We start from the raw sequence: 3627 nt of genomic DNA on the forward strand, positions 1-3627 counted from the left end.
GTGTGACCGAGGAGCGAGATCTCGTGGCCGAGTTCGAAGCCGCCTACGCGTCGACACCACCCTGGGACATCGGTCGGCCCCAACCCGCCTTTGCCACGTTGGCTGCTGAGGGGGGCCTGGGCCGCAGGGTGCTCGATGTGGGTTGCGGTACCGGTGAGCATGTCTTGATGGCAGCTCAGGCGGGGTCCGACGCGGTCGGGATCGACATTTCCACTACCGCCATTCGCCTGGCCGAAGCCAAGGCCCGCGAGCGAGGGACACGCGCACGCTTCGAGGTGGGCGACGCTCGTCGGTTGGAATCGCCGAGCGAGCCGTTCGACACTGTCCTCGACTGCGGCCTCTTTCATGTGTTCGATGACGAGGACCGTCAGCCCTTCGTCGAGAGCCTTGGTCGCGTCCTTCGGCCAGGTGGCCACTACGTCCTGCTGTGCTTTAGCGATGAGGAGCCGCCCGGGTGGGGGCCGCGCCGCGTCACGCAAGCCGAGATCCGTGAGGCGTTCGCCCGAGGCTGGGAGGTCGAGTCCATCGAGCCCACGGAACTTCACGTGACCATCCGAGCCGAACCAGCGCGGTCGTGGTTCGCATCCATCAGGCGGAACTGAGTCGGCCCTGTCCATCCCGAGTCGTCGTTCCCGAACGCCGGTGTTGACTGGCCCACAGGCAGGCGCAGAACCAGCGATCCGCGCCGAACGTCGTGATCGGGCAGAGCAATCGGGCATCGATCAGAGGGTTGCGGCTTTGTGGCGACTCGCGCGACAGCGATGAGTTTCGGCGGGCAGCCTCGTCACACCTATCAGCGGCGTCAGACAAGGAGGATGTGTTCGATGCGACAGCTCGACCAGCCCCGCGTTCTTCTCGATGGCCTCGCCATCGGCGAGTCTCCGCGGTGGCATGACGGCCGTCTCTGGCTGTGCAACTGGGGCGCAGCCGAGATCGTCGCCGTCGGCCTCGACGGCTCCAGTGAGGTGATGGCCCGCGGGCCAGACCTTCTGGGCTGGAGCATCGGGTGGCTACCGGACGGGAGGATGCTCATCACCGGTGAGGAGCTGGTCCGCGTGGAGCCTGACGGCTCGCGAGTACGGCACGCCGATCTCGGTCACATCTCGCCCTACGGGTGGAACGAGCTAACCGTGGACGGCCGCGGCAACGTGTACGTCAACACGATCAACTTCGATTTCGCCAACTTCGAGGACGTCCTCACGACGGGAAAGGCACCCGGGAAGATCGCACTGGTGACGCCAGACGGCGAGGCTCGCGAGGTCGCCAGCGACATCGCATTCCCCAACGGGATGGTCGTTACGCCGGACAACTCGACCCTGATCGTTGCGGAGTCGTTCGCCCAACGACTCACCGCCTTCGACATCGCTTCCGACGGCAGCCTCTCGAACCGCCGGGCATGGGCGGAGCCGGTTGGCCCGGACGGCATCTGCCTCGACGCCGACGGTTGTATCTGGGCGTCCTCGGGCGCCATGACGAACGACTGCGCGCGCATCCGCGAGGGCGGCGAGGTGCTCGAGCGGGTCGAGCTCGACCGGTCGTGCTTCGCGACCATGCTCGGGGGGCCCGACCGGCGCACGCTGTTCATGCTCGTCGCAAACTGGCGCGGGCCCGAGAATGTCGACGACACGGTCGAGGCGAGAACCGGACAAGTCCTCGTCGTCGACGCTCCCGCATCCGGGGTCGGCTGGCCGTAGAGTCGAGATAAGGCGAGCAGACCGTCGGCAACATCTGGACGCTCCAGGAAATCGGCTTCCACCCTGCCCACACTGTCGTGGAGCGCTTGGGCTGAGGGTCGGGCCCATCCCCGGGAGTGCGTGGCCGGGCGGGGAGACTGGGGGCATGGCATTCGGACAGCAGGCAGGGCCGCCGGCGTCGCGGCGCGAGGTGCAGGAGCTGCTCACGCTGCTGCAGGACGCCGGACACACCGACTTTCGCGACGCCCGCGGGCCGATGGGGTTCACCCAGCGCCAGGCGGCCGGCAAGTTCACGCGCGACGAAGCGGCGGCGTTCATCGCCCAACTCCAGGAGACCGAGTCGTCGGGCGAGCCCGCCGCCCCCCGGCCGCCAAACCCCCAGGTGTCGGCCGCCGAGCAGGTGCTGCGCCGCATGCCGGCCGAGCAGCTGGCAGCCGAGCTGCAACGCCGCGGCTGGGTCGTCGTCCAGCCCTGATCCCCGACACTCGTCCGAGGGGGAGGGTCTGTTGGTGAGTTGGCGTGGGGATCGATGATCAGCTCACGACCCGCTCGTAGAACCGCCGGGCTCGAAGTTGGGTGCTGACCAGCCGGAGTCGAGCAGCGGTCCAGTCCTGTTGCGCCATCCATCGCGTGCCTGCCGCGAGCAGGTCGCGCGCGGCGCGGGTGCCCCAGCAGCGAGGGACCACGTACAGCATCCTGATCTCCGGAAGGTTCCGGGCTGCCCCTGATCCTGGTGGAAACGCGAGGAGTACTTAGCAGGTTCGGGTGAGTGTTGGACACCCGTACCGCCCGGGTCTACATCGCTCACCGGTCCTAACTGACATCCTTGGTGAGAGCCTCCACGCCGCCGGCCTCACCCTCCGGGGTCCCTTCTCGATGTTGCTCGGGCTGCAAGGCACATCGGCCGCTAGCGAGCAGCCAGCAGGCCGATCACAGACATGGTCAGCGCCGTGATGCCCGGATCACTCGCGGCGTTCGTCGGGAGGTTCGTCCGGTCCTCGGCGCGTCTCGAACTCGGTCGGATCAACCTCGTCGAGGAACTCGCGGAATTGGGTGACGTTCTCGTCGATGACGTCGTCTGCGGCTCGGATCGACACGGTCGTGCCAGCCTCCTCGAGCACGGCATCGCTAGCGAACAGCGGAGCGTCGAGGCGTAATGCCAGCGCGATGGCGTCGGAGGGCCGGCTGTCGAGGCTCACCCCGCCGCTCGGGCCACGCACCGCCAAGTCGGCGACGAACGTGCCGTCTCGAACCTCCGTCACCTCGACGTGGTCGACTTGCGCGTCGAGCTCCTCGACGAGCGCAGCGAGCAGGTCATGCGTCAGTGGACGTGGCGGTGATGCGCCGCTCAGGGCGGATGCGATGGCCAACGCCTCCTGCCCGCCGATGAAGATCGGCAGGACACGATGCGGAGCGTCCCGCTCGCGCAACAGCAGGATCGGGGACCGTCCAGTGGCCTCGACGCTGAGTCCGAGGACCTCGATCGGCTTCACGCTGTCACGTTACCGATGGCCGGGGCGGAGCCACTCGCCTGGAGCGTTAATCACGCTGACAACCGCGTAGCACTGCCGTTGGCAGGCGATGACACACGCCGTCGAACTGAGTGGGATCTCGTGCTCGTCCTTTCTGAGAGCGCCAGCACCGCCGCCATCCGCAACGTGGCCGATGGTCCCGAGCGGCCCGACGTGACCGGCGTCCGGACCGTCAAATCGACATGTCGTGAGGTCCGGGTTCAGTACGGGGGTGGCGTGCGACGATTTCGTCGGCGCACGCCGAGATCTTCTCCAGAGCCAGCCAGTCGTCGACCGCTGGCTGGCGCTGGTCGGGCCGATCGGGGTTGGTGTCGAGGACGACGACGTCCGCCCCGAGATCGTCGAGCAGGAGGAGGTCGTCGCGGATCTGGGAGAGGCTTCCGACGCCGAGTGGCCGGTCC

The 3627-nt window shown here is 67.7% G+C and carries 5 protein-coding genes and 1 pseudogene; 3 read left to right on the top strand and 3 right to left on the bottom strand.

Annotated features, from left to right (window positions below; genetic code table 11):
- The 3 genes from VJN29_RS11640 to VJN29_RS11650 form a co-directional block, all read left to right on the top strand.
- The coding region (locus VJN29_RS11640) for a class I SAM-dependent methyltransferase (protein WP_324143797.1) at window positions 1-602 on the top strand (602 nt) is incomplete at its 5' end.
- Window positions 603-824: 222 nt separating this feature from the next.
- Complete coding sequence (locus tag VJN29_RS11645; protein ID WP_324143798.1) at window positions 825-1694, top strand: SMP-30/gluconolactonase/LRE family protein; 870 nt, start codon at window positions 825-827, stop codon at window positions 1692-1694.
- Window positions 1695-1839: 145 nt separating this feature from the next.
- The gene (locus tag VJN29_RS11650) at window positions 1840-2169 is read left to right on the top strand and encodes a hypothetical protein (protein WP_324143799.1); all 330 of its coding nucleotides are present in this window, start codon (window positions 1840-1842) and stop codon (window positions 2167-2169) included.
- A 58-nt stretch (window positions 2170-2227) separates the two neighbouring features.
- On the opposite strand, the pseudogene VJN29_RS11655 reads toward VJN29_RS11650, so the two are convergent.
- The 3 genes and pseudogenes from VJN29_RS11655 to VJN29_RS11665 form a co-directional block, all read right to left on the bottom strand.
- Window positions 2228-2401: pseudogene (locus VJN29_RS11655) on the bottom strand (GNAT family N-acetyltransferase); the annotation flags it as partial.
- Window positions 2402-2656: 255 nt separating this feature from the next.
- Window positions 2657-3187: a bifunctional nuclease family protein gene (locus VJN29_RS11660; protein WP_324143800.1), complete on the bottom strand. Its 531-nt coding sequence runs from the start codon at window positions 3185-3187 to the stop codon at window positions 2657-2659.
- A 211-nt stretch (window positions 3188-3398) separates the two neighbouring features.
- The coding region (locus VJN29_RS11665; protein WP_324143801.1) for a hypothetical protein at window positions 3399-3627 on the bottom strand (229 nt) is incomplete at its 5' end.

It is taken from the genome of Intrasporangium sp. (genome assembly GCF_035280925.1).
GTDB lineage: Bacteria > Actinomycetota > Actinomycetes > Actinomycetales > Dermatophilaceae > Intrasporangium.